24 protein-coding genes are annotated in these 23,470 nt (G+C 67.7%); 8 read left to right on the top strand and 16 right to left on the bottom strand.

What is annotated here, in order from left to right:
* Positions 1-39 precede the first annotated feature (39 nt).
* Positions 40-519, bottom strand: coding sequence for a nitroreductase family deazaflavin-dependent oxidoreductase (locus tag LQD00_RS01855; protein ID WP_232715404.1), 480 nt, complete (start codon positions 517-519; stop codon positions 40-42).
* A gap of 60 nt (positions 520-579) precedes the next feature.
* On the opposite strand from LQD00_RS01855, the gene LQD00_RS01850 reads away from it, so the two are divergent.
* Entirely contained in the window at positions 580-1,509 is a 930-nt protein-coding gene (locus tag LQD00_RS01850) for an N-acetylglucosamine kinase (protein ID WP_232715403.1), read from the top strand.
* A gap of 2 nt (positions 1,510-1,511) precedes the next feature.
* On the opposite strand, the gene LQD00_RS01845 is transcribed toward LQD00_RS01850, so the two are convergent.
* On the bottom strand, positions 1,512-2,354 hold the full coding sequence (locus tag LQD00_RS01845) for a crotonase/enoyl-CoA hydratase family protein (protein ID WP_232715402.1): 843 nt from the start codon (positions 2,352-2,354) through the stop codon (positions 1,512-1,514).
* 72 nt (positions 2,355-2,426) lie between these two features.
* Here LQD00_RS01845 and LQD00_RS01840 point away from each other — a divergent pair, with 72 nt between their 5' ends.
* Positions 2,427-3,086, top strand: coding sequence for a PaaI family thioesterase (locus LQD00_RS01840; protein WP_232715401.1), 660 nt, complete (start codon positions 2,427-2,429; stop codon positions 3,084-3,086).
* 27 nt (positions 3,087-3,113) lie between these two features.
* On the opposite strand, the gene LQD00_RS01835 is transcribed toward LQD00_RS01840, so the two are convergent.
* The 5 genes from LQD00_RS01835 to LQD00_RS01815 all read right to left on the bottom strand — a co-directional run bounded on the left by LQD00_RS01835 (position 3,114) and on the right by LQD00_RS01815 (position 8,384).
* Positions 3,114-3,668 (bottom strand): dihydrofolate reductase family protein, encoded by a 555-nt coding sequence (locus LQD00_RS01835; protein ID WP_232715400.1) that lies wholly within the window; start codon positions 3,666-3,668, stop codon positions 3,114-3,116.
* Positions 3,669-4,679, bottom strand: a complete 1,011-nt coding sequence (locus LQD00_RS01830) for a helix-turn-helix domain-containing protein (protein WP_406566936.1) — start codon at positions 4,677-4,679, stop codon at positions 3,669-3,671.
* Between the two features lie 57 nt (positions 4,680-4,736).
* The gene (locus tag LQD00_RS01825; RefSeq protein WP_406566934.1) at positions 4,737-6,422 is read right to left on the bottom strand and encodes an alpha/beta hydrolase; all 1,686 of its coding nucleotides are present in this window, start codon (positions 6,420-6,422) and stop codon (positions 4,737-4,739) included.
* Between the two features lie 238 nt (positions 6,423-6,660).
* Positions 6,661-7,473 carry an ABC transporter permease gene (locus LQD00_RS01820; RefSeq protein ID WP_232715398.1) on the bottom strand — a complete coding sequence of 271 codons (813 nt, stop codon included), beginning with the start codon at positions 7,471-7,473 and terminating at the stop codon, positions 6,661-6,663.
* Entirely contained in the window at positions 7,470-8,384 is a 915-nt protein-coding gene (locus tag LQD00_RS01815; protein WP_232715397.1) for an ABC transporter ATP-binding protein, read from the bottom strand. Before LQD00_RS01815 ends, LQD00_RS01820 begins: the two co-directional genes overlap by 4 nt.
* Positions 8,385-8,519: 135 nt before the next feature.
* On the opposite strand from LQD00_RS01815, the gene LQD00_RS01810 reads away from it, so the two are divergent.
* Complete coding sequence (locus tag LQD00_RS01810) at positions 8,520-9,680, top strand: sensor histidine kinase (RefSeq protein ID WP_232715396.1); 1,161 nt, start codon at positions 8,520-8,522, stop codon at positions 9,678-9,680.
* Positions 9,677-10,327, top strand: a complete 651-nt coding sequence (locus LQD00_RS01805; protein ID WP_232715395.1) for a response regulator — start codon at positions 9,677-9,679, stop codon at positions 10,325-10,327. The genes LQD00_RS01810 and LQD00_RS01805 overlap by 4 nt, the downstream gene beginning before the upstream one ends.
* Here LQD00_RS01805 and LQD00_RS01800 read toward each other — a convergent pair.
* Entirely contained in the window at positions 10,302-11,297 is a 996-nt protein-coding gene (locus LQD00_RS01800) for an arsenic resistance protein (RefSeq protein WP_232715394.1), read from the bottom strand. The two genes, LQD00_RS01805 and LQD00_RS01800, sit on opposite strands and share 26 nt — an antisense overlap.
* 67 nt (positions 11,298-11,364) lie before the next feature.
* Here LQD00_RS01800 and LQD00_RS01795 point away from each other — a divergent pair, with 67 nt between their 5' ends.
* Positions 11,365-12,075, top strand: coding sequence for a CPBP family intramembrane glutamic endopeptidase (locus tag LQD00_RS01795; RefSeq protein ID WP_232715393.1), 711 nt, complete (start codon positions 11,365-11,367; stop codon positions 12,073-12,075).
* Between the two features lie 7 nt (positions 12,076-12,082).
* Here LQD00_RS01795 and upp read toward each other — a convergent pair whose 3' ends face one another.
* The 5 genes from upp to LQD00_RS01770 form a co-directional block, all read right to left on the bottom strand.
* Positions 12,083-12,712, bottom strand: coding sequence for a uracil phosphoribosyltransferase (gene upp, locus LQD00_RS01790; RefSeq protein ID WP_232715392.1), 630 nt, complete (start codon positions 12,710-12,712; stop codon positions 12,083-12,085).
* Between the two features lie 20 nt (positions 12,713-12,732).
* The gene (locus LQD00_RS01785) at positions 12,733-14,004 is read right to left on the bottom strand and encodes a URC4/urg3 family protein (RefSeq protein WP_232715391.1); all 1,272 of its coding nucleotides are present in this window, start codon (positions 14,002-14,004) and stop codon (positions 12,733-12,735) included.
* Positions 14,001-15,251, bottom strand: coding sequence for a GTP cyclohydrolase II (locus LQD00_RS01780; RefSeq protein WP_232715390.1), 1,251 nt, complete (start codon positions 15,249-15,251; stop codon positions 14,001-14,003). Before LQD00_RS01780 ends, LQD00_RS01785 begins: the two co-directional genes overlap by 4 nt.
* Before the next feature lie 177 nt (positions 15,252-15,428).
* A complete protein-coding gene (katG, locus tag LQD00_RS01775; protein WP_232715389.1) occupies positions 15,429-17,642 on the bottom strand; it encodes a catalase/peroxidase HPI in 2,214 nt (737 codons plus the stop codon).
* Positions 17,643-17,746: 104 nt separating this feature from the next.
* A complete protein-coding gene (locus tag LQD00_RS01770; protein WP_005198238.1) occupies positions 17,747-18,166 on the bottom strand; it encodes a Fur family transcriptional regulator in 420 nt (139 codons plus the stop codon).
* Between the two features lie 129 nt (positions 18,167-18,295).
* Here LQD00_RS01770 and LQD00_RS01765 point away from each other — a divergent pair, with 129 nt between their 5' ends.
* On the top strand, positions 18,296-19,192 hold the full coding sequence (locus LQD00_RS01765) for a hypothetical protein (protein ID WP_232715388.1): 897 nt from the start codon (positions 18,296-18,298) through the stop codon (positions 19,190-19,192).
* 4 nt (positions 19,193-19,196) lie between these two features.
* Here LQD00_RS01765 and LQD00_RS01760 read toward each other — a convergent pair whose 3' ends face one another.
* Positions 19,197-19,751 (bottom strand): DUF4334 domain-containing protein, encoded by a 555-nt coding sequence (locus LQD00_RS01760; protein ID WP_232715387.1) that lies wholly within the window; start codon positions 19,749-19,751, stop codon positions 19,197-19,199.
* 49 nt (positions 19,752-19,800) lie between these two features.
* A complete protein-coding gene (locus LQD00_RS01755; RefSeq protein ID WP_232715386.1) occupies positions 19,801-20,703 on the bottom strand; it encodes a hypothetical protein in 903 nt (300 codons plus the stop codon).
* A 104-nt stretch (positions 20,704-20,807) separates the two neighbouring features.
* Between LQD00_RS01755 and LQD00_RS01750 the strand changes: the two genes are divergently transcribed.
* Both LQD00_RS01750 and LQD00_RS01745 read left to right on the top strand, forming a co-directional pair.
* Complete coding sequence (locus tag LQD00_RS01750; RefSeq protein WP_232715385.1) at positions 20,808-21,239, top strand: PPOX class F420-dependent oxidoreductase; 432 nt, start codon at positions 20,808-20,810, stop codon at positions 21,237-21,239.
* A 67-nt stretch (positions 21,240-21,306) separates the two neighbouring features.
* The gene (locus tag LQD00_RS01745) at positions 21,307-21,744 is read left to right on the top strand and encodes a VOC family protein (protein WP_232715384.1); all 438 of its coding nucleotides are present in this window, start codon (positions 21,307-21,309) and stop codon (positions 21,742-21,744) included.
* A gap of 25 nt (positions 21,745-21,769) precedes the next feature.
* Here the strand turns inward: LQD00_RS01745 and LQD00_RS01740 are convergent, their stop codons facing one another.
* Complete coding sequence (locus LQD00_RS01740) at positions 21,770-23,425, bottom strand: alkaline phosphatase D family protein (RefSeq protein WP_232715383.1); 1,656 nt, start codon at positions 23,423-23,425, stop codon at positions 21,770-21,772.
* Between the last annotated feature and the right edge of the window lie 45 nt (positions 23,426-23,470).

Here is a 23,470-nt window from a genome sequence, read left to right as displayed (position 1 = left end):
CTTGCGACGAGCCGTATCGAAACCACGCGGCCCCCAGGCCTACCCGGCAGACGGTGCGGGGCGGAGCCGGAACACCGGGATTCGGCGGTCGGTGCGCTTCTCGTACAGGTCGAAATTGGGCCACACCGTGCGTAGCTTCTGCCATGCCGCGTCGCGCTCGGCACCCTCGAGTTCGGTGGGGACCGCTACGGACACCACTCCGGCGACGACGATCTCGATCGTGTCGGCGGCCCGGACGTTGTACACCCACGCGGGCATCTTGGGGCCGCCGAAGTAGGAGCCGGCGATCAGCCAGTCGTCGCCGTCGGGAACCGCGAGGAGTTGGGTGGTCCGGATCGCGCCGGTCTTCCGACCCGCCACCCGAATGGTGATGTTCGGGAGATCGGCGATGTCGAGCAGGGTCATCCGTTGACCGGTGACGGTCTGAATGGCGTTGTCACCCACCACGATCTGTGGGAGAAAACGAGGCATCCAGGGGATCGATCCGATCTTGATCGCGAGGCTGCGCCGCACCTTCATCCGCCTAGTGTGACATGACATCGTCGCCCCGTCGGCACGGCGCCGGATAGCGTGCACATCATGGGCGGTCACACGACGGGACACATCCTCATCGACGGCGGGCAGACGGGAACTCGGCTGCGCATCGAAACTCCGGCCGGAACCGAGGACCGCGAGCTCGGACCGATCCGCACCGACCAGCCTGTCGTCGAACAGATCGCGCAGGCCCTCCACGACGCCGCGATACCGGAGGCCACCTGGTCGGTGGCCGCGGGGGTCTCCGGACTCACGCCTCAGGCCGCGCGCCCGTCGGCGTTGCTCGCCGCAGTCGCCGACCTCGGGGTGATCTCGGTTGCGCTGGCGCACGATTCGGTCAGCGCCTATCTGGCTGCGAACCGGGACGGGTACGGCGTGGTCACCGCGGTCGGAACCGGTGTCGTGACCCTCGGCGTCGGGCCCGCCGGCCTACACCGGGTGGACGGCTGGGGGCACCTGTTCGGTGACGCGGGCAGCGGGTACTGGATCGGCCGCGCCGGCATCGGCGCAGCGCTGCGTGATCTCGACGGGCGCGGGACCGCGACGGTTCTACGAGATCGGGCCGCCGAGGTCTTCGGCCCGCTCGACGAGTTGTACATGGTGGTGCAGGGAGATCCGAACCGCGTCGCGCGGGTGGCCGGATTCGCCCGGGCGGTCGACGCGGCCGCCCGGGATGGTGACGCGGTCGCGCAACAGATCATCGACGACGCGGCGGACGAACTCGCCGGGTCGGCGCTCACCGCGCTGACACGCAGTGGTCACCGACCCGGCGAGAAGGCGCGGATCAGTTGGATGGGCACGGTGATGACGGCCAACGACAGGCTCCGCGGGCGCTTCGTCGACGTGGTCGGCGAAGCCGTACCCGGCGTCGACATCGGGGCGCCTCACGGGCAACCCCTCGACGGCGTGCGGTTGCTGGCCGGGCTGGACGAAGCACACCCGCTGGCGGCGGAGGTCCACCGCAGCGGACGGTGAGGTCAGCGCCCCTTGAACTCCGGCTTTCGCTTCTCGAAGACCGCGGTGACGGCCTCGGACAGATCCTCGCTGGGAAGGAATGCCGAGTTCCAGGCCGCCACGTAACGCAGGCTGTCGTGCACGGCGGCGCTGCGGGAGTGGTCGAGCACGTCCTTGATGCCGTGGACCACGAGCGGCGGATTGTCGGCGATCTCCCGGGCGGTCGCGCGAGCGAGGGCGAGCACGGCTTCCTGATCGTCGGCGACGTCGTTGACCAGTCCGATCTTCTCGGCGCGTGCGGCGTCGATGTCCTTGCCCGTCAGTGCCAGTTCACGCATGTGGCCGTCGCCGATGATGTACGGCAGGCGGGCGAGGGTGCCCACGTCGGCGACCATGCCGACCTTGACCTCACGGACGCTGAACTTGGCGTCGGCGCTCGCGTAGCGCACGTCAGCGGCACAGATCAGGTCGACGCCACCTCCGATGCACCAGCCCGAGATCGCGGCGACGACCGGCTTGCGGCAGTCCGCGACCGCGGTGATCCCGGCCTGCAGCTTGCGCAGCGACTCCAGGAACTCGGTGCGCGCGGCGGCCTTGGCGTTGTCGGCCAGGACGTTGGCCAGGGTGCCACCCATCGCGACGAGGTCGAGTCCGAAGGAGAAGTGCTTGCCGGCGCCGGTCAGCACGACGGCGCGCACCTCGGGATCGGTGTCGATGTGACCGAAGAGCTCGGGGAGCTCGCGCCAGAAGTCAGGGCCCATCGCGTTGCCCTTACCGGGGCCGGTGAGCGCGACCTCGGCGATGCGGTCGGCAACGGTGACGTCGAACGCGGTCCAGTCACGTTCATTCCAGGCTTGCTCTGTCATGCGAGGGAGCTTACTCGGCAGTCAGGACGTCCGATGGGCGGACTGCCGGTGGCGCACTGTTAGATGAAACCCATGAGCGGATACATCCAGGAGGACATCGACCCCGAGGAGCTCGCGCATCGTTCCGAGCTCGCGTCGTCGATCGCCGGGAGCGTGCGCGAACTGATCGACGCGACCGTGCGCACCGAGGTCGGCGAGGCCGACATCGCCGAGGCGCGCCGGCTCATCGAGGCCGCCACCGACATCCTCCGCAAGGACCAGTTGCCCGGTGCCTACGGCATCCGGTTCAACTCCGACGGCACCAAACGCTCGTGGGGCAATGCCGTTCTGGGGCGGCGCAATCCGATTGCACCGCCCGTCGAATTGCACCACGAGCCGGAGTTCACCTGGACCGAGGTCGAACTCGGGGCCGCCTACGAGGGCCCGGCGGGACTCGTCCACGGCGGTGTCCTGGCTCTCATCCTCGATCAGTTGCTCGGCTCGACTGCCGAGTTCCAGGGCGTGCCGGGTATGACCGGCACCCTCAGCGTCCGATATCGCAGCGCGACCCCGCTCGGGAAAATCCGCGGTGAGGCGCGGGTAGATCGGGTCGAGGGTGTGAAAACGTTTGTCACCGGCACTATCACGCGGAACGGCAAGGTGAGCGCCGAGGCAGAGGGAATCTTCATCCTGCCCAAGTGGGCCCGAGGTGAGGTGTCCGATGTGCTGCGCAAGTCGGTGGGCGAGGGCTGAGCGCCCCCTGGAGCTGCTCGTGGCGGATCAGACGTCGGCGAGTGGTGCGCGAGCTCCGACGAATGAGTAACGCGCGCAGAGGAATACGCCGTTGCGGGCGAAATCCCGTAGTTCGAGATCGTAGCGTCGCGGAAAGAGGGGGCGTCCGGACCCGAGGGTGACCGGCGCGATCGAGACGATCATGTCGTCGAGCATCCCGGCCTCGGCGAACTGGGCGGCGAGGTCACCTCCGCCGACGACCCATACGTCCTTGCCGCCTGCTGCTTCCGTCAGTCGGTCGCGGTGATCGGCGGGGTTCCCGTCGATGACGGTGATGGAGTCGGCCACCGGGGTGATCGTGCGATGGGTGAACACGAAGGACGGGATCTCATACGGCCACGGTTTGCCGTCGGCGAGTTCGTTGTCGAGGAGCCACTGGTAGGTGGTGTATCCCATGACCGCGGCGCCGATCCCGGCATAGAAGTCGTCGTAGTTCATCGGACCGCCTTCTTCGAGCGGTTGGGTCAGGAGCCAGTCGAGGCTGTCGTGGTCGTCGGCGAGGAAGCCGTCGAGGGTGGTCGCGGTGTAGTAGCGGAATGACATCTAGAAACCTCCGGAGTGCTTGCGGTGCCACATGATCGGGTCGGGATCGAGCGCCGCGACCCCGACGTCGACGCCGGCGTCGCGCAGCATCCACCGCGCGAGCTGACGACGATGAGCAGAGAAGGTCAGTACGTGCGCGACGATCTGGGAGAGCAGGAACGATTCCGGTGGGTCGCACAGGGCGTCGATGACACGGTCCTGCCAGGCGTTGCGGCGGTCGATGTCACGGATCAGTGCCAGCCAGCGGGGTGTCAATTCTCGGTGGAGTTCGACGAGGGCGGGCAGATCCGACGGCGGGTCGGGCGGCATGTCGGCGCCTTCGATGGTCGCCAGCCAGGGCTGCTTGTCGACGACGAGGTGTGACATCACCTGGGCGAGCGACTCTTCCGGACCGTTCCAATGCAGTGGTTCGTGCCCGGGAAGCCGTCTTCGGGTCCACTCGTCGTCGTCGACCCCTTTGGCGGCGTCCAGCAGGACCTCGACGTCGTCGAGGTCGTGCCGAACCATGAGCATCAGGACGTCGCCGGCGCTCTCCGTGGTGGGCGCACCGTTGTCGACGTAGAGCACGGTGGGCGAGTGGAAGTGGATGCCGTTGGGTGCGGGCAGCCAATGGCTGTGCTCCGCCGGTGTGGTGGTGGCCGCCGCTCGTCCGGGGCTGTGTCCGAATGCGCGCGTGAACGCGCGGGCGAACCCGTCGACGGACTCGTAACCGGAGTCGAAGGCGACCTCGGTGACCGTCCGGCCATGGTGTAGCAACCAGGCGGCACGCTCGAGGAGGACCCGTCGACGCAGCGCCACCGGCGACTCTCCCGCACCTCGACTGACCTGCCGGGAGAAGTGGAACGGGGACGAGAATGCGCCGGTCGCCATCTCGTCCAGATTCGAGTGATCGTCGGCCAGCACGGCGTCGAGCAACTCTCGCAGACGATCACGTTCGCCGGGAGGCCGATTGCTCGGTGCCCGATCGTTCGATGCGGGATCAGGTGCCGGATCACCAGGAGTCGAGGTCACGCTTCGAGTATGGAACGCGGGGCGCCGGTCTGACCCGACCGTTCTTGCTGTCCCTGTTCAGTCGCGGCTCAGCAGCGGGATGAGCTTCTCGGTCTTCTCCGGGGTCCAGCCCGGAGGCTGCAGGATCTCCGCCCACGCTGCCGGGATCGCGGCCAGGTAGAAGTGACCGTGGCCGTCGGGAACCCCGGTCGACACCGCCATGTCGGCGCTGACCTGGAGGAAGGTCACGAACGGGATCCAATTCATCGCCGGGAGGACGTCGCGCCCGTTCTTCTCCTTCAGCCAGTCGGGCTCGCGCAGGATGAGTCGCGGTGACCACCACGAGATCGGGTCGGAGGCGTGCTGCAGGTACACCGCACGGCCGGGCACCCATTCGGCGGTGGCGTTGTAGAGATCCGGGGCGTCGGCGATGAAGCGGACCTGGCGACCGTCCTCGTAGATCGGCTGCCACTCGGGTGTGCCGTCGTCGCGGTTGCCGGTCGTGTCGACCCACAGGGAGTTGTTGAAGGTCGGACCGACGAACAGCGCACCGTCGGTCCGGGCGTTGAGTGAGGGGATCGTGCCGAATGCCGATTCGGCGGCGAACGATCCGAGGCTCTCACCGAAGACCACCAGCTTGGGCCGCTCGGTCTCCGGGATCGCACGAACCTTCTCGGAGACGGCCTCGAACAGCGCCTGACCGGCTTTGCGGGCACGCTCCTTGTCGACGAGGAACGACAGCCAACTGGGCAGGTAGGAGTACTGCATGCTGACCGTCGCGGTGTTGCCGTTGTACATGTATTCGATCGAATCCACCGTCGCCTGGTTGATCCACCCGGTGCCGGTGGTCGACGCCACCGCGACGACCTCCCGCTGCAGCGCACCGGTCCGTTCGAGTTCTTCCGCGGCGAGTTTCGCGTTGGCGCGCAGGTCGTCTCCCGAACCGAGTCCCACGTAGGCGCGGATCGGCTCCATCGCAGGAGCGCCGTTGAACGCCGACAGCTCCTGGACGGTCGGGCCGACCGAGACGAAGATCCGGCCCTGCCGTCCGAGTGAATCCCAGGTCACCAGCGAACCCGGACCACCGGACCGCAGGGGTGACGTCGGCGGTGTGGAATCGGCCGTTGTTTCGTCGTTGACCGCGGCGAACGTCGAGTTCAGGGCCTGCATACCGTAGTTCGCGACCACACCGTTGAGCACGAAGACCGTCACGAGCACGGCGACGACGATCGCCGCGACCGCGGAGATGCGTGGCGGCGCAAAGCGATCGATCTTGCGGACCAGCCAGACAACGCCATCGCCCCACGCCTGGCCGATCAGGATGAGCAGGAAGAAGACCACGATGCAGATGATCGCGATCTGCGGGTAGGCGGTCCAGGACAGCAGGTCGACGTCCATCATGGTGCGGATCTGATCCTGCCAGCGCTGGAACATCACGAGCATGACCACGGTGCCGGCGATCGCGGCGAGGCCGAGCACCACCCACACCCGGTGCATCGGGGCGGGCCAGGGCTTGTCGCGGGAGATCATGAAGCGGATCAGCCACGAGAAGAACACTCCGAGTGAGTACCCGAGCGCTGCCGACGCACCACTGACGATGCCCTGGAACAGAGCGCCGCGGGGGAGCAGCGACGGTGTCATGGACAGCCACAGGAACACGAGCGCAACGCTCAGGCCCACCCAGGAGAAGCGGTCGAGGCGGCGTCGCCACCACGCGGGACTGGCGTCATCGGCAACGTCTTCGGTGGTGTTCGGCGACTCCACAACCGACTCCGCGGCCGGGTCCTCCACAGGTTCTGCCGGTTGGGCTGGGGGCTCGATGCCAGGGCTCGACGACGACACGCGGGTTCCTCTTCTCTCGAGAACCCGGCAAACCTAGCAGCCGATCCGGTTCGGCGAGATGTACTGTGCCCACTTCGGTCCGATTCTGCTCCCGCACGGTTACCGCCGGCGACGCGGTGTCGCCGGCGGTGACCGTGTGTGCCCGATTCGGGCGGATGTCCTACTTCACCTCGGACCGCATCACGCGGACCAGCCCGATGCAGAGGGGGAGTGCGATCCAGATGAGACCGGACACCAGCAACCGTGCCCACTCGCCGCCGGTGGCCCACTCCCCGGACTGGAAGGGCATGTTGGTCAGCGTCGTGTCGACCCACTGGCCGAGGTTGTCCTTGAACCAGGGGACCAGCTCGCTGACCACCGACAAGGCGGTCGGGAGTGCGAAGTAGGCGACGATGGCTCCCGGGGTGTTCAGGATCAGGGCGGCGAAACCGAATCCGAGCAGCAGTCCGAATGCCTGGATGACAAAGGAATTGACGAATCCGGCCACGCTCAACCCCCAGGCGCCGGCCGGGTCGGCGAAGGCGACGGCGGCGATGCTGTTCCCGACGATCCCGAGGATCAATGCCACCGCGACCGCAGCCACCGCGGTGATCATCGACGCGACCAGTTTCGCGCCGATGATCCGTTCCCGACGGGGTTCGAGGGTGAAGGTCGTGAGCGCGGTGCGTTGGCTCCACTCGCCGGTGACCAGCAGGATCGCGAGGATCGGCAGAATGATGGCGGTGGGGATGTTCATCATCCCGAAGAACTCGCCGAGGTTGAGGTTGCCGGGATCGTTCCGGTTGGCGATCAGCATCGCGACCATGATGACGGCGGCGATGACGCCGATCGATGCGGTCAGCCAGAAGCCGGCCCGGGTGTCGACGAGTTTGCGGAGTTCGACCCTGACCAAACGCGCGAACGGGATTCCGGGACGATCGACGTCGATCCCGCCGGAGGTCGGGAGAGGTGCGCGGAAGTCGGCGACGGTCATCGGAGGGCTCCTTCGAGGGTGGGCTGCTCGCGCTGCGTGTCGGAGGTCAGCTGCAAGAACATGGCTTCGAGTTGTGCGCCATCGGCGGGACGCAACTCGGTGAGGACCACGCCGACCGCCGCCGCGGCGCGGCCGACCTCCACCGGGTCCGCGTCGACGTCGAGTCCTCCGGATGTATTGGGGCGGGCCACGATCTGGGCCGCAGTGAGTGCTCGCAACAGGGTTTCGTCGTCGAGCGAGCGGACGCGCGACCCCGCGCCGGCGAGCAGTTCGGCCTTGGTGCCCTGGGCGACGATCCGGCCGTTGCCGATGACGACGATGTCGTCGGCGATGATCTCGATCTCGTGGAGCAGATGCGAGGACAGCAGAACCGTGCCGCCACGATCGGCATAGTTGCGCAACAGAGTTCGCATCCAGTGGATACCCGCGGGATCGAGGCCGTTGGCCGGTTCGTCGAGGATGAGGATCTTCGGGTCGCCGAGCAGCGCGGCGGCGATACCGAGTCGCTGGCGCATACCGAGGGAATAGTTGCGCACCCGACGCCCGGCCTCCTCCGGTGTGAGGCTGACCATCTCGAGCATCTCGTCGACCCGGTCTCCGTTGATCCCCATCGTCATCGCGGCCAATCGGAGGATCTCGGCACCGGTCCGTCCGGCGTGCTGCGCCGACGCGTCGAGCAGGACGCCGACCTGCGTCGCGGGGTTCGGGATGGTCCGGTAATCGACGCCGTAGAGGTGCGCGACCCCGGAGGTCGCCGGGGTGAGCCCGGCGATGATCCGCATGGTCGTCGACTTGCCGGCGCCGTTCGGACCGAGGAAGCCCGTGACCTGCCCCGGTCGGCAGGTGAAGGACACGTCGTCGACCGCTACGTGGTCGCCATACCTTTTCGTGAGGTTCTGCACAGTGATCATGCGTTCCATGGTCGTCGGAGCAGGTCGTCGTCCACATCGGTCGCCGGTCCACAGGTGCATCAGCCGAAAGTCGTAGACGCGCCGTATCCGATGGTCGGAGGTCGCGCATGCACTGTCCGACTAGCGTGAACGGGTGTGAAACCCGAGCAGTACCAACCCCCGCTCACCTGGGCAGGTCACGCGTGGCGACTCGCGCTCATGCTGCTGGTGTCCGCGGCCGTGTTCAGCACTCGTGCCGGATACCTGTGGAACGAGGTGCGCTGGTGGTTCTTCGCCGACCTCGCACTCGGCGTGGCGTCCTACGCGGCGGTCTGGTGGCGGCGTCGGTATCCCGTCGCGGTGACCGTGTTCACCAACCTCGCGGGGATCGTGTCGACGACGTCGCTCGGGCCGGCGACTCTCGCTCTGGTGTCGATGGCGACCCGCCGGCGGTGGGTCGAGATCATCCCGCTGTCGCTGTTGTGTGTGGTCGCGAATGTGGTTGCGTCACAGTTTTTCTCCACACCCGCCGAGGAGAACGATCCGGCGATCGTGGTGTACGCCGTCGTCGTCGCCATCACCGCGGCGATGGTGTCCTGGGGCATGTACATCGGCTCGCGGCGCGAACTCCTCGCGAGCTGGCGGGCCCGGGCGCTCGCGTCGGAAGCCGAGCAACAGGCCAAGGTGCAGCAGGCGCGATCGTTGGAACGTGCGCGGATTGCGCGCGAGATGCACGACATTCTCGCCCACCGGATCTCGGCGATGAGCATGTCGGCCGGGGCACTGGCCTACCGGACGGACCTGACCGGTGAGCAGGTGCGCGAGACGGCACGCACGATCCAGGAGACCTCACACCTCGCGCTCACCGAGTTGCGCGAAGTTCTCGGTGTCCTACGGGAGGGCCCGGGCGACGCCGCGCCGGAGGAGCCGCAGAACACACCCGACCTGATGGCGCTCGTCGACGAGGCGCAGCGGCTGGGGATGCGGGTCGACGCCAGATGTGAGATCGACGTTGCCGCATTGTCTCCGGCGATCGCGCGCACGCTCTATCGATGCGTGCAGGAGGCCCTGACCAACGCCCGCCGTCACTCTCCGAGCGCGCCGGTCTCCATGCACATCCGCGGTGGCCCCGACCACGGCGTGGATCTTCTCGTCGAGAACCCGTTGCCGCTCGCGTCCGGTTCCGCTTCACCGGCGCCGGGTTACGGCCTGGTCGGGCTCGCCGAGCGCGTCGGCCTCCACGGCGGGCGGCAGTCGGCGACCGTCAGCGACGACAAGAGATTCCTGCTGCACGTCTGGCTACCGTGGCAGTCATGACCGCACGCATCATGATCGTCGACGACGACCCGCTCGTCCGGTCAGGACTCCGGCTCCTCCTCGGTGGCGACGCCGGGCTCGACATCGTCGCCGAGGCAGGCAACGGGCAGGAAGCCCTCGACATCCATCGCGACGATCCGGTCGACCTGATCCTGATGGACCTGCGCATGCCCGTTCTCGACGGCATCGAGGCCACCGGACGATTCAAGTCACTGCCGACGCCACCGGCGGTGATCGTGCTGACGACCTTCGACGCCGACGACTTCGTGGTTCGCGCGCTCGCGATGGGTGCCGACGGCTTTCTTCTCAAGGACACCGCGCCCGACCAGATCGTCGCCGCCATCCACAACGTGCTCGCCGGGCAACCCGCGCTGAGTCCGTCGGTCACCGCCGCGTTGATCAAGCAGGTCGTCGACGGCGGGGGAGCCCGATCCGCTTCGGCGGCGAGTCGGATCGAATCCCTGACGGCGCGTGAGCACGACGTCGCGGTCGAACTCGCCCGCGGGGCGTCGAACGCAGAGATCGCCGACCGGCTCTACATGAGCCTCGCGACGGTCAAGGCGCACATCTCGCACATCTTCACCAAGCTCGACGCCTCGAACCGCGTCCAGGTGGCGATCCTCATGCACGACGCCGGGAAGGTCTGAGACCCCGCAGACGTACCGCACGGGTGAACACCCACACGAGGATCACCATCCCGATCAGCTCGACGAGCGTCTGGGTGATCACCGTTGCCGCGGCGAGTTCGGCACCGACCGGAAGTGCCAGCGCCAGCGGGAGCACCACGAGCGAGTTGCGGGTGACGCCGGAGAACACGACGGCCGTGCCCGACTCTGCCGAGAATCGGAGGGCACGGGCGACGCCGAGTCCGACGATCGTCATCACGACCAGGAACAGTGCATAAACCGGTACGACACCGGCGATGTCGTCGAACCGGGAATCGATACGCGGGACCTGGGATCCGACCGCCGTGAACAACACCGCCATCATCAACGGCACCATCATCGTCGACACCGCGTCACCGGCACGGCGCCCCACATCGCTGCGCGCCGCCCATGCCTGTGTGATCCAGGCCAACGCCAGCGGGAGGGCGATGAGTACCGCGAACGCCCACAGGAACGGCTCCGGATCGATCACCTCACGACCGTCGCCGAGCAGCAACGTCAGATACACGGGGACGGCGAGCATCTGGGCGAGCAACAGCAGCGGCGTCGCCGCGAGCAGCCGCTGCCTGTCACCTCCGGCGAGGCCGGCGAAGACGACGACGTAGTCCACGCAGGGACACAACAACACCAGCAGCGCGCCCACCCGGATCGCGTCATCGGTCGGCAACAGGGGCGACAACGCGGCGACAACGAGCGGTACGAGGACGAAGTTCACCGCCAGGACCACCGACAGGAACTTCCGGTCACGCAGGGAGGCAACCAGGTCGGTTGCTCTGACCTGGAGGAAGGTGACGTACAGCAGCGCGGCGAGCAGCGGTGTGACCGCCACATCCAGGGACTCGGCCGCCGACGGCACCGTCAGCCCGACGGCCAGTCCCGCACCGATCGCGAGCAGATACAGCGCGACCTGATGCTGTTCGAGACGTTCGGGGACGCTGACGGTGTCGGGCACTGCACCATTCTGGGTCACCGCGGGTCGTTCGGCGCCACCGGTTGCAGGACTGCGCGACACTCGACGGGTGACTGCACCGTCCCGACGCCACGACACGGTGCTGCTCGTCGTGGTCGTCGTGGCCCTGATCGCGGCCAACATCACAGCGCTCAGCTCGACCGGCGTGCTCGCAGTACTGATCATCCCCGTGGCGGCGATCCTCCTGCTGCTCATCGCGCGACTCGGCGGACTCGACCGGCGTGAACTGGGACTGAGCCGCGCCGAACTGCGCGCGGGGGTCCCGTTCGCCGTCGCCTCGGTGATCGTCGTGGCCGCGATCGTGTCGACCGCGGTCGCGATACCCGCGACCCGCGACTTCTTCCTCTCGGACCGCTACGACGACACGTCCGAGGCGTTGCTGGCCGCGTTCGTCGTCATCCCGCTACAGACCGCCGTCCCCGAGGAACTGATGTTTCGCGGCGTCCTGCAGGGAACCCTCGGCCGGGTTCGTGGGCCGGCCGCGACCCTGGTCTACGGTGCCGTCGCCTTCGGGCTGTGGCACATCCTGTCCTCGACCGGGCTCACCGAGGGAAACGAAGGCCTCAGCGACACCCTCGGGTCGGGGACCGCCGCGCAGGTCGCCGGGATCGCGGGTGCGGTGGTCGCGACCGGCGTCGCAGGCTTCGTCCTCGGTTGGCTACGGCAGCGCACCACGAGCCTCCTCGCACCCATCGCCCTGCACTGGGCCCTCAACGCCACCGGCGCGATCGGCGCCGCAGTGGCGTGGCAGGTGTCTTAGATCTGCTTCACGCCGTCCCGAACACCCGATCACCGACGTCGCCCAATCCGGGTCGGATGAATCCGTTGACATCGAGTTCGCGGTCTACCCCGGCGGTGTAGATCGGCACCTCCGGGTGGGCCTCGTGCAGGACGTCGATCCCTTCGGGGCAGGCGACGAGGCACACGAACTTGATCGACCGCGGCGAGTACTCCTTGATCCGGTCGATCGCCGCGACCGCCGAAAAACCGGTGGCGAGAAGCGGATCGACGATGACCACGTCACGCTCGTCCAGATCCGGGGGCATCTTGAAGTAGTACTCGACGACCACCATCGTCTTGGGGTCGCGGTACAAGCCGATGTGGCCGACACGCGCGCCCGGCACGACGCCGAGCATGCCGTCGGCGATCCCGGCACCTGCACGCAGGACTGCTGCGAACACCAGCTTCTTACCGTCGATCACGCTCGCCGTGGTGGTCTCCAGGGGTGTGTCGATGGTGACCTCGTGCATGGGGATATCGCGTAGCACGTCGTAGGCCATGAGGGTGGAGATCTCGTTCAGCAGGCGCCGGAAATCGTTGGTGGACGTGTCTTTCCGCCGCATCAGGGTGAGTTTGTGCTGCACCAGCGGATGATCGATGACGGCGACGGTGCCCATGGGTTCCCCTATCCTGGTTCTCAGAAGACGGTTCCGGTGCTGCGGATCGACAAGGGCGGCAACCCGTTCCGCAGCCGAGTGGCAAGGACCCGGCCGGCCGCCCAGGTTCCACCCTCGAGGACGCAGGCCAGCGGCATCGTCGCCGCGTCGGCGCCCAGGCGAGTGCGGACGAGTTCGGCGATCTCGTCGAGCAGCGCAACGGTGAGGGCGCGCCATTCGATGACGATCTGGTCGCCGACCTCCCATTCGACGTCGGCCCAGTCCTGGTCCCGCAGTGCGAGCACAGCGGTGTCGAGGAAGAGTCCACCGTTGCGGTACTCGGGAAGACCGGTCAGATCGTCGAGGCCGGTGACCTCGACCCCGGCCCGCAGGAACGGTTCCAGCATCGAGTAGGTCAACCACTGCGACAGCTTGTGGAACGGAACCCACCCGGCGGTGAGGCCCGGCCCGGTCACCGCGCGGTGGGGCCAGCAGTCACCCAGCGGGACGACGCCGATTCTGTTGTCCGACGGCCAGATCGGGCCGAGGTGGGTGAGTACGGCGCCGAGGATCTCGGCGGCGCTCACCGTCGCCCGACCATCCGCGGTCAGGTGATCGAACAGCGCTCCGGGGCGGCCGTCGGGTCCGAACACCGTCGGCTCGTCGGCAAGCACGTCGCCGAGGCGACGGAGCAGTTCCACGCGGCCCTCGAGTCCGGTGAGCGGATTGGTGGGGGAGACCTGAAAGGCGCTGCCCAGGCTGTCGACCGTCACCGTACGCAGGCCGGCCGCGTCGACCCGAAGTGGTTGCGCCGCATCGTCGGAGAACAACCCGGCGGTGAAGGCCGTCCAACTGGCGACGCCGAGCCCTTCCGAACGGGTGAGAACCTGACCGGTCGACTCCTCCCGGTAGGACCACTCGGGACCGGCCCCGGCATCCAGGAGCACGCTGACCAGGACGACGTCGATGAGGGCGCGGGTGTGGTCGGGGGAATCCGCCGGCGGCAGCGCGTCTCGAAGCGATCCGAGCCGATCGACGCCGCCGGCCTCGAAATGGCGCCAGCGGCTGTGGAACGGGATCGCGCCGTCGGGATAGCGATCGCGGGTGGTCTCCACGACGATGTCCGCGGCAGCACCGAGAGCGTCGTCGTGAACGGTGAACCAGGCGGACCGGCCGTCGCGGGCGCGCTCGAGGAGCTGACGCGAACGCTCGCGAACCGCGCTGCTCGTCCGCAGCAACGCGGCGGCGGCGACATCGGTCTCGGGTGTCTCGGCGGCCCGGTCGGCGGTGTCGTTCCGCGCGGTGCCGTTCACTCGAGCCCCCGGCCCTTGACCTTCCGCAACGCCTCGGCGTCGGGGACCGGCCCGGGCGTGAAGTAACCGGCCGCCATCTTGGCGTCGATCTCCACGCGGGCATCGGCGGGTACCAGCTCGTCGGGGATGTTGACCCGCTCGCCGACCTCGATACCCGAGCCGGTGATCGCGTCGTACTTCATGTTGCTCATCGAGACGAGCCGGTGGATCTTGGTGATCCCGAACCAGTGCAGCACATCGGGCATGAGTTCCTGGAAGCGCATGTCCTGAACTCCGGCAACACATTCCGTGCGGGCGAAGTACTGGTCGGCGGTGTCACCGCCTTCCTGGCGCTTGCGGGCGTTGTAGACGAGGAACTTCGTCACCTCGCCCAGAGCCCGGCCCTCCTTGCGGGAGTACGCGACCAGGCCCACGCCACCGCGCTGGGTACCGCGGATGCACTCCTCGATCGCGTGCGTGAGGTATGGACGACACGTGCAGATGTCCGAACCGAACACGTCCGACCCGTTGCATTCGTCGTGGACGCGGGCGGTCAACTCGACCGACGGATCGGCGAGATCACGAGCGTCACCGAAGACGTAGACGGTCTGCCCGCCGATCGGTGGCAGGAAGACCTCCAGGTCCGATCGCGTGACGAGCTCGGGGTACATGCCCCCGGTCTCCTCGAACAGCACCCGCCGGAGTTCGGCCTCGGAACAGCCGAAGCGTTCGGCGACACCGGGCAGATGCCACACCGGCTCGACCGCCGCCTTCGTCACCAGGGCGGCGCCGCTGGGGAGCAGCAGCTTGCCGTCGGGGACGAGCCGCCCCTTCTCGATGGCCTCGGCGATCTCGGGGAGGATGACGTGCGCCTTGGTGACCGCGATGGTCGGTCGGATGTCGTAGCCGGCGGCGATCTGGTCGGGGAAGCTCTCCGCGACCGTCGCTCCCCAGGGGTCGAGCGAGACGATCGCCTTCGGGTCTCCCCATTGCGGGTACGGACCGATGTGGTCGGTCGGGGAGGTGTTGGTCAGATCGGCGCGATGGTCGCGGGCCAGCGCCCCGGCGGCCACCGCCAGCGCTCGGTAGACGCTGTACGACCCGCTGTGGGTACCGATCACGTTGCGGTGAGCGCGAACTCCGGTCGTCCCGATGACGGGACCGCGCTCGGCCGCAGTGGGTGCACCCCAGTGGATGGGCGGGGCGTCGACTCCGCCGCTGTGCGAGGTCAGTCGGATGTGCCCCAGGGATTTGTGCTCGCCGGACATCGCGATCTCCTTCTGCCACGACGGTCATCCGCCACCTCGAGGAAAGCGCCAGCATAGTTCCGAATTCGCGATCCTGCCGGGCGGAACGAGATCCCTCACCGCAGACGACGATGCGGCGGCCCCCGAGGGGTACCGCCGCATCGTGCTCGGCTGAAACTGCTCAGTTGCCGTAGGGGATCAGATGTCGAACCGGTCTGAGTTCATGACCTTGTCCCACGCCGCGACGAAGTCCTTGACGAACTTCTCCTTGGCGTCGTCGGAGGCATACACCTCGGCCAGGGCGCGCAGCTGGGAGTTCGAGCTGAACGCCAGGTCGACGCGGCTGCCGGTCCAGGTCTGCTCGCCGGTCGCGCGGTCGGTGCCGACGAAGACGTTCTCGTCGTCGGTCTTGGACCACTTGGTGGACATGTCGAGCAGGTTGACGAAGTAATCGTTCGTCAGCACGCCCGGCTTGTCGGTGAGTACTCCCAGTGCCGAGTTCTGGTAGTTCGCGCCGAGCACGCGCAGGCCGCCGATGAGCGCAGTCATCTCCGGTGCGCTCACGGTGAGCAGATTCGCCCGGTCGAGCAGCTTGAACTCGGCGGGCTGAGCGAGACCCTCACCGACGTAGTTGCGGAAACCGTCGGCGGTGGGCTCGAGGTAGGCGAACGACTCGACGTCGACGTCATCCTGCGCCACGTCGGTGCGGCCCGGCGTGAACGGTACGGAGACCTCGACTCCCGCATCGCGAGCGGCCTTCTCGATGGCGGCGACGCCACCGAGCACGACGAGGTCCGCGAAGGAGATCTTCGCGCCGGCCTCGCCGGTGAACGACTCGGCGATGTGCTCCAGCTTCGCGACGATGTCGGCGAGTTCGGCGGGCTCGTTGGCCTCCCAGCTCGCCTGTGGCTGCAGACGGAGGCGACCACCGTTGGCGCCACCGCGGAAGTCGCTGCCGCGGAACGACGATGCGGCAGCCCATGCGGTCTTCACCAGCTGCGAGACCGAGAGACCCGACTCCAGTAGAGAGGTCTTCAGGGCGGCGATGTCGGCATCGGAGACGAGCGGTCCCTCGTGCACCGGCACGTTGTCCTGCCAGTCGTAGGTGACCTCGGGGACCAGCGGGCCGCGGTAACGGATCGCGGGGCCCATGTCGCGGTGGAGCAGCTTGAACCAGGCCTTGGCGAACTCCTCGGCCAGCTCCTCCGGGTGATCCAGCCAGCGACGGGTGATCTTCCCGTACTCGGGGTCGAAACGAAGTGCGAGATCGCTGGTGAGCATCGAGGGGTGGGTCTTGCCGTCACCGAAGGCCATCGGCACGGTGCCGTCGCCGGCGCCGTCCTTGGGACGCCACTGGTTGGCGCCCGCCGGGCTCTTGTACAACTCCCACTCGTAGCCGTAGAGGGTCTCCAGGAAGGCGTTGTCCCACTGGGTCGGGGTCGGGTTCCAGGTGACCTCGAGGCCACTCGTGATGGTGTCGGCACCCTTCCCCTCGCCGTGCGAGCTGCGCCAGCCGAGACCCGCGTCCTCGAGTGCGGCGGCCTCCGGCTCGTGGCCGACCTGGCTCGCATCCCCGGCGCCGTGTGTCTTGCCGAAGGTGTGACCGCCGACGATCAATGCCGCGGCCTCGACGTCGTTCATCGCCATCCGGGCGAAGGTGTCCCGGATGTCGGCAGCCGACCCCAGGACGTCCGGATTACCCTCGGGCCCTTCGGGATTGACGTAGATGAGACCCATCTGCACAGCGGCCAGCGGGTTCTCGAGTTCGCGGTCACCCGAGTACCGCTGATCGGCCAGCCATTCGAGCTCGGGACCCCAGTAGACGTCATCGGGCTCCCACTCGTCGACGCGGCCGAAGGCGAAGCCCGCGGTCTCGAAGCCCATCGACTCCAGCGCGACGTTCCCGGCGAAGACCAGCAGGTCTGCCCACGAGACGGCCTGGCCGTACTTCTTCTTGATCGGCCACAGCAGACGACGCGCCTTGTCGAGGTTCGCGTTGTCCGGCCAGCTGTTCAGAGGTGCGAAGCGCTGCATGCCGGCCCCGGCGCCGCCGCGTCCGTCCTGGACGCGGTAGGTGCCCGCCGCGTGCCACGACATGCGCACCATCAAGCCGCCGTAGTGGCCGAAGTCGGCGGGCCACCAGTCCTGCGAATCGGTCATCAGGGCGGTCAGGTCTGCCTTGAGGGCCTCGACGTCGAGGTCCTTGAGTGCCTCGTCGTAGTCGAAGTCGGCGTCGAGGGGATTCACGACATCCGGATTGTGCTGCAGGATCTTGAGATTCATCTGGTTCGGCCACCAGTCCCGGTTTCCGCCGCCCTCGGTGGGTTGCTTGGCCTTGCCGTGCATGACCGGGCAGCCACCGGCGGTGGGTTCGGTGTTGGCCTCGGCGATCGGCGGGTGTTCTTGCGCCATGTCATTCCTTTCGGGAAATGGTGATGGAGGTTGAGCGCAGCCGTGATCCCGCCCGGTCCACAGGTGTGGGCCGGCCGGTCAGGTGCGTTCGGATCTTCGGTGGTTCAGGCCTTGCAGTCGGGGCAGAAACCCCAGTAGACGACCTCGGCCTCGTCGATGACGAAACCGTGGTCGTTGGATGCGGTCAGGCACGGGGCGGCGCCGACTGCGCAGTCGACGTCCCCGATCGCACCGCATGAGCGGCAGACCACATGGTGGTGGTTGTCGCCGATACGGGACTCGTAGCGGGCCACGTGTCCCGACGGCTGGATCCGCCGGATGAGACCGGCAGATGTCAACGCGGCCAACACGTCATAGACCGTCTGCTGGGAGACGTCGGCGAGTTCGGCTCTCGTCGAACCGAGCACGGTGTCGGTGTCGGCGTGGGGGTGTGCATGCACCGCGCGCATGACCGCGACCCGCGGACGGGTGACGCGGAGTCGAGCTGCGCGCAGCTGGGTGGCGCAGTCGTCGTCGGTGAGCATGTGGACCAGTATGCACCCGTTTTTGGAATGGTTCAAGTTTAGGTCCGGCGAGGTGCCGGATGGCGGGACGGTCGGAGACGTAGGATCGGCTCATGTGGAACCGACATCCTGCCGGTCGCGGGTGATGTGATGTCCCGCTGCGACGAGATCGTCGACGAACTCTACGGCCTGACGCCGGACGTGTTCGTGAAGCGGCGAAACGAGATCGCCAAGGAGGTCAAAGCCGACGGTGAAACCTCTCTGGCAAAGGACATCTCGAAACTGCGCAGGCCGACGCAGGCCGCGTGGGCGATCAATCAGTGGGTGCGCGCCAATCCCGATGACTGCGACCAGGTGACCGCGCTGGCCGCGGACCTGTCTGCGGCGCAACGACGTTCGGCGGCCGACACGATGCGGGAACTGTCCCGCCGCCGCCAGGAGCTGATCAACTCCTCCGCCGACGGTGTGGCCGGCACCGCCTCCTCGCTCGGAGTGCAGCTGTCCGACAGTGCGGTTCGCGAGGTCGCCACGACGCTGCGCGCCGCGATCGCCGACGCCGAGATCCTGGCCGACCTCCGACACGGACGCCTCGTCACCTCGGCCGAGTACAGCGGATTCGGTCCCGCAGGGGTCTTCGTCGTGCCCGACCCGCCGGCCGAGTCGAAGCGCAAGGGCGGACACAGCCACGATGCCGAACCGGAGAACGTCGACACGGGTTCGGCTGACGAGACCGAGGGCAGTGATGAGGACGCCGAGGTCAGGCGTGGACTCGAGGCGCGGATCGCCCGGGCCGAGGATGATGAACAGTCCGCGCGGAAGAGCCTCGGCGACGCGTCTTCCGCGGTGGACGAGGCGTCCTCGGAGGTCGACGAACTCGTCGCCGAGGCACGGGACCTTCGCGTGCAGTTGTCCCGGGTCGAGGACTCGCTGCGCTTCGCACGTCAGCGATTGTCGACCGCCGAGGAGGGCCGCTCGGAGGCCAAGGTCGCACTTCGCGATGCGGTCGCCGAGGCGAACAAGCTGAGAGCGGCGCTCGCCGATCTCTGAGGGTTCAGATCAACCGCAACGAATCGTCTCGTCGCAGCACGAAGAAGTACGGCGCCGGTGAGCCCTTGAGGTCCATGGCGCCGATGACCGAATCGTCGGAGAGACGGTGGAAGACATCGTTGATCGGCAGCTGGTCGTAGACCATGGTCGCGGTGTCGGCGCCGCGATAACGCGTGGTGCGCAGCCGTGCGCGCGCCTTCCGGGTCTGGCTGAGCAATCGGGTGGCGGCGATCGGTGTCGCGAAGGACATCGCCTTCACCTGGGGCGTCTTCTCTGCCACGGAGAGACCACTGAAGGCGATCGCCGGGTTCATCGCCCAGAGCGCGGTGTGGTCGCGGGTGGGGAAGAGCAGCGGGTGGACGGTCTCGGCGTCGACGAACTGCTTGCCCCACCAGCCGCTGGCGGCGAGAAACCCGTCGAGGGGATGACCGGTCGGCAGCTCCGCCCCACGCCAGGTGCCGATCATGAACTCCGGGTCGATCGCGTCGCAGGAGTCGAACAGATCGAGTGCCTCGGCGGTGTCGGTGGGGATGGTGGTCAGGATCTCGCGCACGTCCATGTCGCCGATCCTACGGCCAAAGACACAAATAGAGAAGAATGTCGCAATGTCAGGAGGTCGAACCTGCGGGAACTCCGCGCGGGGCGTCGTTGCCGTCGGGTTGGGAGGTGAGCCACGCGACCGCGAAGGCCCCCGCGATCGCCCCGGCGAAACCGACGTAGGCGAGCCACCCGAGTCCGTCGACGGCACGGTCGCCGAGGAACAGGACGCCGATCACCGACGGAATCCCGACCTCGCCCACCACGAGCACCGCGGTGACGGCGTTGACCGGACCGAGTTGGAGCGCGACGGTCTGCACGTAGAACGCGAGTGCGCCGGCGAGGGCGATGGTCCAGGCCGCCGGGTCGGTCAGGAGGGCTGCGGGGTCGAACGGGTGCACGCCGTCGAGGACGCGCACCGCCACCGCGAGGGCGCCGTACATCGCGCCGGCGAGCGCGCCCGCGAGGATCGCGCCGCGCCGTCCGAGTAGGCGGACGACGATCAGGCCGACGACCGCGACCACCGTCGACACGATGAAGAGAGCCCAGTGAAAGGTCATGTCGTGGGCGGTTCTGGCCTCGTGTGACGCCGACGCGCCTAGCATGCAGAGCGATGCCACGACGACACCCATCGCGGCCAGATCCCGGCCTCGGAGCTTCGTACCGAGGAGCACGCTGCCGAGAAGCGCGGTGACGATCAGATTCCCGGCGACGATCGTCTGGGCTAGGAAGAGCGGGAGCAGTCGAGCGGCGACGGCCCCGCCGGCGAAACCGAGGATCACCATGAGGGTGCCGACGAGGAAGGCGGGGTCGCGGAAGGTGTCGAGGGTCGAGCGCAACGACGGCCCGCCCTCGGCCGTGACCCCTGCGGCGTCGGGCCCGGCGGCGTTCCGGGCGCCGAGCGCGCGAAGGACCGTCGACAGTCCATAGGCCACCGCGGCAAGCGATGCCGCCACTATTCCGATCGTGAACACCGTATGAAGGTATAGGTCCTCGTGGCCCGATGCCCGGATTCCGCGCCCGGCCGGTGCGGCCGTCGCGCCGGAATAGTCGCCGACCGTGGGCAGTTGGCCAGATCATGACCAGCTCTGAGTATGACCCGCGCGACCTTCTCGCTGAAGCACGTCTCGGCGTTCTCGCCACCATCAAGTCCTCCGGCCTCCCGCAACTGTCGCCGGTGACCCCGTTCTACGACCGCGACGCGGACACGATCTACGTGTCAATGACCGAGGGGCGGGCCAAGACGGTCAACCTCCGCCGCGATCCGCGCGCGGCGCTGGAGGTCACCGGACCCGACCGTTACACCTGGGCCACCGCCGAAGGGGACGTCACGCTGATCGGCCCGGGCACCGACCCCCACGGCCCCGAGGTGGAGGCACTGGTCGACTACTACCGGAAGGCCGCCGGCGAGCACCCGGACTGGGATGAGTACCGCGGGGTGATGGTGTCGGATCGTCGCGTGTTGATGGTGATGTCGGTCAAGCGCGTGTACGGCGAGCGGCTGCGCTGATCCCCCGCGGGGCTTTTTCTCCGCGATGAGGACCGTGGCTGTCCTCGTTGTGGGCCACAGTGGAGGTATGAGCAGAGAGATCCAGGTGACGTTCGACTGTGCTGATCCCGCGGCCCTCGCCGCGTTCTGGGCCGAGGTGCTCGGCTACCGGATCCAGGCGCCGCCTGCGGGATTCGACACCTGGGACGCCGCGCTGGAGGCGATGGGCATACCGGAGGAACGCCGGAACGATGCGTCGGCGGTGATCGACCCCGACGGTCGCGGTCCGCGGATCTTCTTCCAGCGCGTTCCGGAGGGCAAGACCGCGAAGAACCGGGTACACCTCGACGTCCGAGCGGCTCCGGGCCTCGCCGGCGACGACCGTATGGCGTCCCACGAAGCCGAGGCGGCACGACTCGTCGTACTCGGTGCGACGCGGGTCCGGCGCGTCGAGCCCGAACCTCCGCTCGGCGCCGGGCACATCGTCATGCTGGACCCCGAGGGAAACGAATTCTGCTTGGACTGACCGCATCTCGTAGAGAACGACGGCGTTATGTCCCCACGTTCTCTACCGATTCCCGACCCGTCATCGGAAGGTCGCACGCCAGGTGGAGGGTGCCGTTCAGGTCGGGTTGCTCGAAGGTGACCCGTGCGTCCCGACCGTCGACGATCAGGGACGCGATGGTGTTGCCGAACAGCGGGCCCACCTCGCTGTGCCATCGGACCGGGAGCTCCGGTGAACCGCGGAAGCTCGCCCAGCGCCGGACGACCCGCGCGATGCGCGGCGACCAGCCGAGGCGGAACACGGACTTCATGTACGGGGGAATGGCGTTGTGCACCGGCGAGCACACCAGTTGGAACACGGTCGCGCTCGTGGGTTCGTCGAATTCGGCTCGTGCGGCGTAGCTGTGGTGGACGTCGCCCGACAAGACGCTGACGGTCGCCGGTCCGGTCGTCTCGGTGCCGAGCCGGGCGACATCGCTGATCATCCGACTCAATCGGGTGAAGGAATCGAAGAAGGCCGGCCAGTGCTCCAGGTCGGCGCCCTGCCGGATCTTCTCGGCCACTGTGCCGACCCAGCCGTCGTGCCGGGCCCCGATCTCGTCGAGGGTCTCGACGTCGCTGAGGACCGGCGGGAGCAGCCACGGCAACGACGACCCGAGCACCAGATGGTCCACCGACTCGATGTCGTCCTTCACCTGGCGCTCGACCCAATCGAATTCCGTGTCGCTCACCATCTTTCGTGCGCCACCGGCGAGGATGCGGCCGTTGCGGGAGTCGATCATCGTCAGTCGGGTCGCACCGAGGTCCCAGCGGAAGCTGAACCGGACCCCCTTGACGCCGTCTGTTTCGGCGTCGGCACGGTCGGCGAGGTCGACCAGATGCGACCAGCAATCCCCGTCGATGTCCTTCACCGTGCGGTAGTCCTCGGAGGCGGCCAGCTCGGCGGGCGACAGGTTACCCAGGTGCTGGTACACCCAATACGACGCGAGGCCGGCCCTGATCCGGTCCCGCCACCACGGTTCGTTCTCCATCTCGCGGCGCCAGGCGTCCGAGGTGTTCCAGTCGTCGCGGATGTCGTGATCGTCGAAGATCATCGCGGTCGGGACGGTGGACAGGATCCAGCGGATCTCCGGGTCGCCCCAGGTGTGCCGGTAGAGACCCTCGTACTCCTGAAAGCTCACCACCTCGTCGGACGGGCCGGTGGTCGCGGTTCTGGTCGCCTCGAGTTTCTCCTTGACCTGTGGGGTCAGCTCATCGGCATACACCTGGTCGCCGAGCAGGATGAGCGTGTCCGGCCACGCCGCGACCGGCAGATGGCGCATCCGGACGGCATAGCAGTCCAACGCGTCGACACCGAGCTCCCGGTCGATCTTCGGGTCATCGGCCCGGGGATATCGGCAGGACCCGAAGACGAACCGGTGATGACGGGCGGACGCGGGACCGCGGGTGCGGATGACACTGGGCGGGAAGGTCGAATCCGGTAGAGGCCACTCCCGCGAACCGTCGACGGTCACCGTGTACTCCGTCACGGTGTCCGGGACCAGTCCCGTGATCTCGACCAGTGCGTAGTGGTTTCCGAGCACCTCGAAGGTGCGCGTTCGGCTCCCGTGGATCTCGACCTCTGCCGGGGCATCGGTCTGGACCCATACCAGCGCAGATGTCTCGTCGACGTGCCGCAGAATCGGTCCGAGTACCAAGGCCATCGACCCAGCGTAAGCCGTGCGCCCCTCGGTCGTGCCGGTCTCCGC

It is taken from the genome of Gordonia metallireducens (genome assembly GCF_021245825.1).
GTDB lineage: Bacteria > Actinomycetota > Actinomycetes > Mycobacteriales > Mycobacteriaceae > Gordonia > Gordonia namibiensis.
This window is presented reverse-complemented; position numbering and strand designations above follow the sequence as displayed.

Bases quoted from the DNA above. Each gene is read 5' to 3' on its own strand.
- LQD00_RS01850 (WP_232715403.1), top strand. From the start codon at position 580: ATGGGCGGTCACACGACGGGACACATCCTCATCGACGGCGGGCAGACG.
- LQD00_RS01765 (WP_232715388.1), top strand. From the start codon at position 18,296: ATGTCCCGCTGCGACGAGATCGTCGACGAACTCTACGGCCTGACGCCG.
- LQD00_RS01760 (WP_232715387.1), bottom strand. From the start codon at position 19,751: ATGGACGTGCGCGAGATCCTGACCACCATCCCCACCGACACCGCCGAG.
- LQD00_RS01745 (WP_232715384.1), top strand. From the start codon at position 21,307: ATGAGCAGAGAGATCCAGGTGACGTTCGACTGTGCTGATCCCGCGGCC.
- LQD00_RS01840 (WP_232715401.1), top strand. From the start codon at position 2,427: ATGAGCGGATACATCCAGGAGGACATCGACCCCGAGGAGCTCGCGCAT.
- LQD00_RS01740 (WP_232715383.1), bottom strand. From the start codon at position 23,425: ATGGCCTTGGTACTCGGACCGATTCTGCGGCACGTCGACGAGACATCT.
- LQD00_RS01820 (WP_232715398.1), bottom strand. From the start codon at position 7,473: ATGACCGTCGCCGACTTCCGCGCACCTCTCCCGACCTCCGGCGGGATC.
- LQD00_RS01750 (WP_232715385.1), top strand. From the start codon at position 20,808: ATGACCAGCTCTGAGTATGACCCGCGCGACCTTCTCGCTGAAGCACGT.
- katG (WP_232715389.1), bottom strand. From the start codon at position 17,642: ATGGCGCAAGAACACCCGCCGATCGCCGAGGCCAACACCGAACCCACC.
- LQD00_RS01805 (WP_232715395.1), top strand. From the start codon at position 9,677: ATGACCGCACGCATCATGATCGTCGACGACGACCCGCTCGTCCGGTCA.
- LQD00_RS01770 (WP_005198238.1), bottom strand. From the start codon at position 18,166: ATGCTCACCGACGACGACTGCGCCACCCAGCTGCGCGCAGCTCGACTC.
- LQD00_RS01845 (WP_232715402.1), bottom strand. From the start codon at position 2,354: ATGACAGAGCAAGCCTGGAATGAACGTGACTGGACCGCGTTCGACGTC.
- LQD00_RS01815 (WP_232715397.1), bottom strand. From the start codon at position 8,384: ATGATCACTGTGCAGAACCTCACGAAAAGGTATGGCGACCACGTAGCG.
- LQD00_RS01780 (WP_232715390.1), bottom strand. From the start codon at position 15,251: ATGTCCGGCGAGCACAAATCCCTGGGGCACATCCGACTGACCTCGCAC.
- LQD00_RS01835 (WP_232715400.1), bottom strand. From the start codon at position 3,668: ATGTCATTCCGCTACTACACCGCGACCACCCTCGACGGCTTCCTCGCC.
- LQD00_RS01855 (WP_232715404.1), bottom strand. From the start codon at position 519: ATGAAGGTGCGGCGCAGCCTCGCGATCAAGATCGGATCGATCCCCTGG.
- upp (WP_232715392.1), bottom strand. From the start codon at position 12,712: ATGGGCACCGTCGCCGTCATCGATCATCCGCTGGTGCAGCACAAACTC.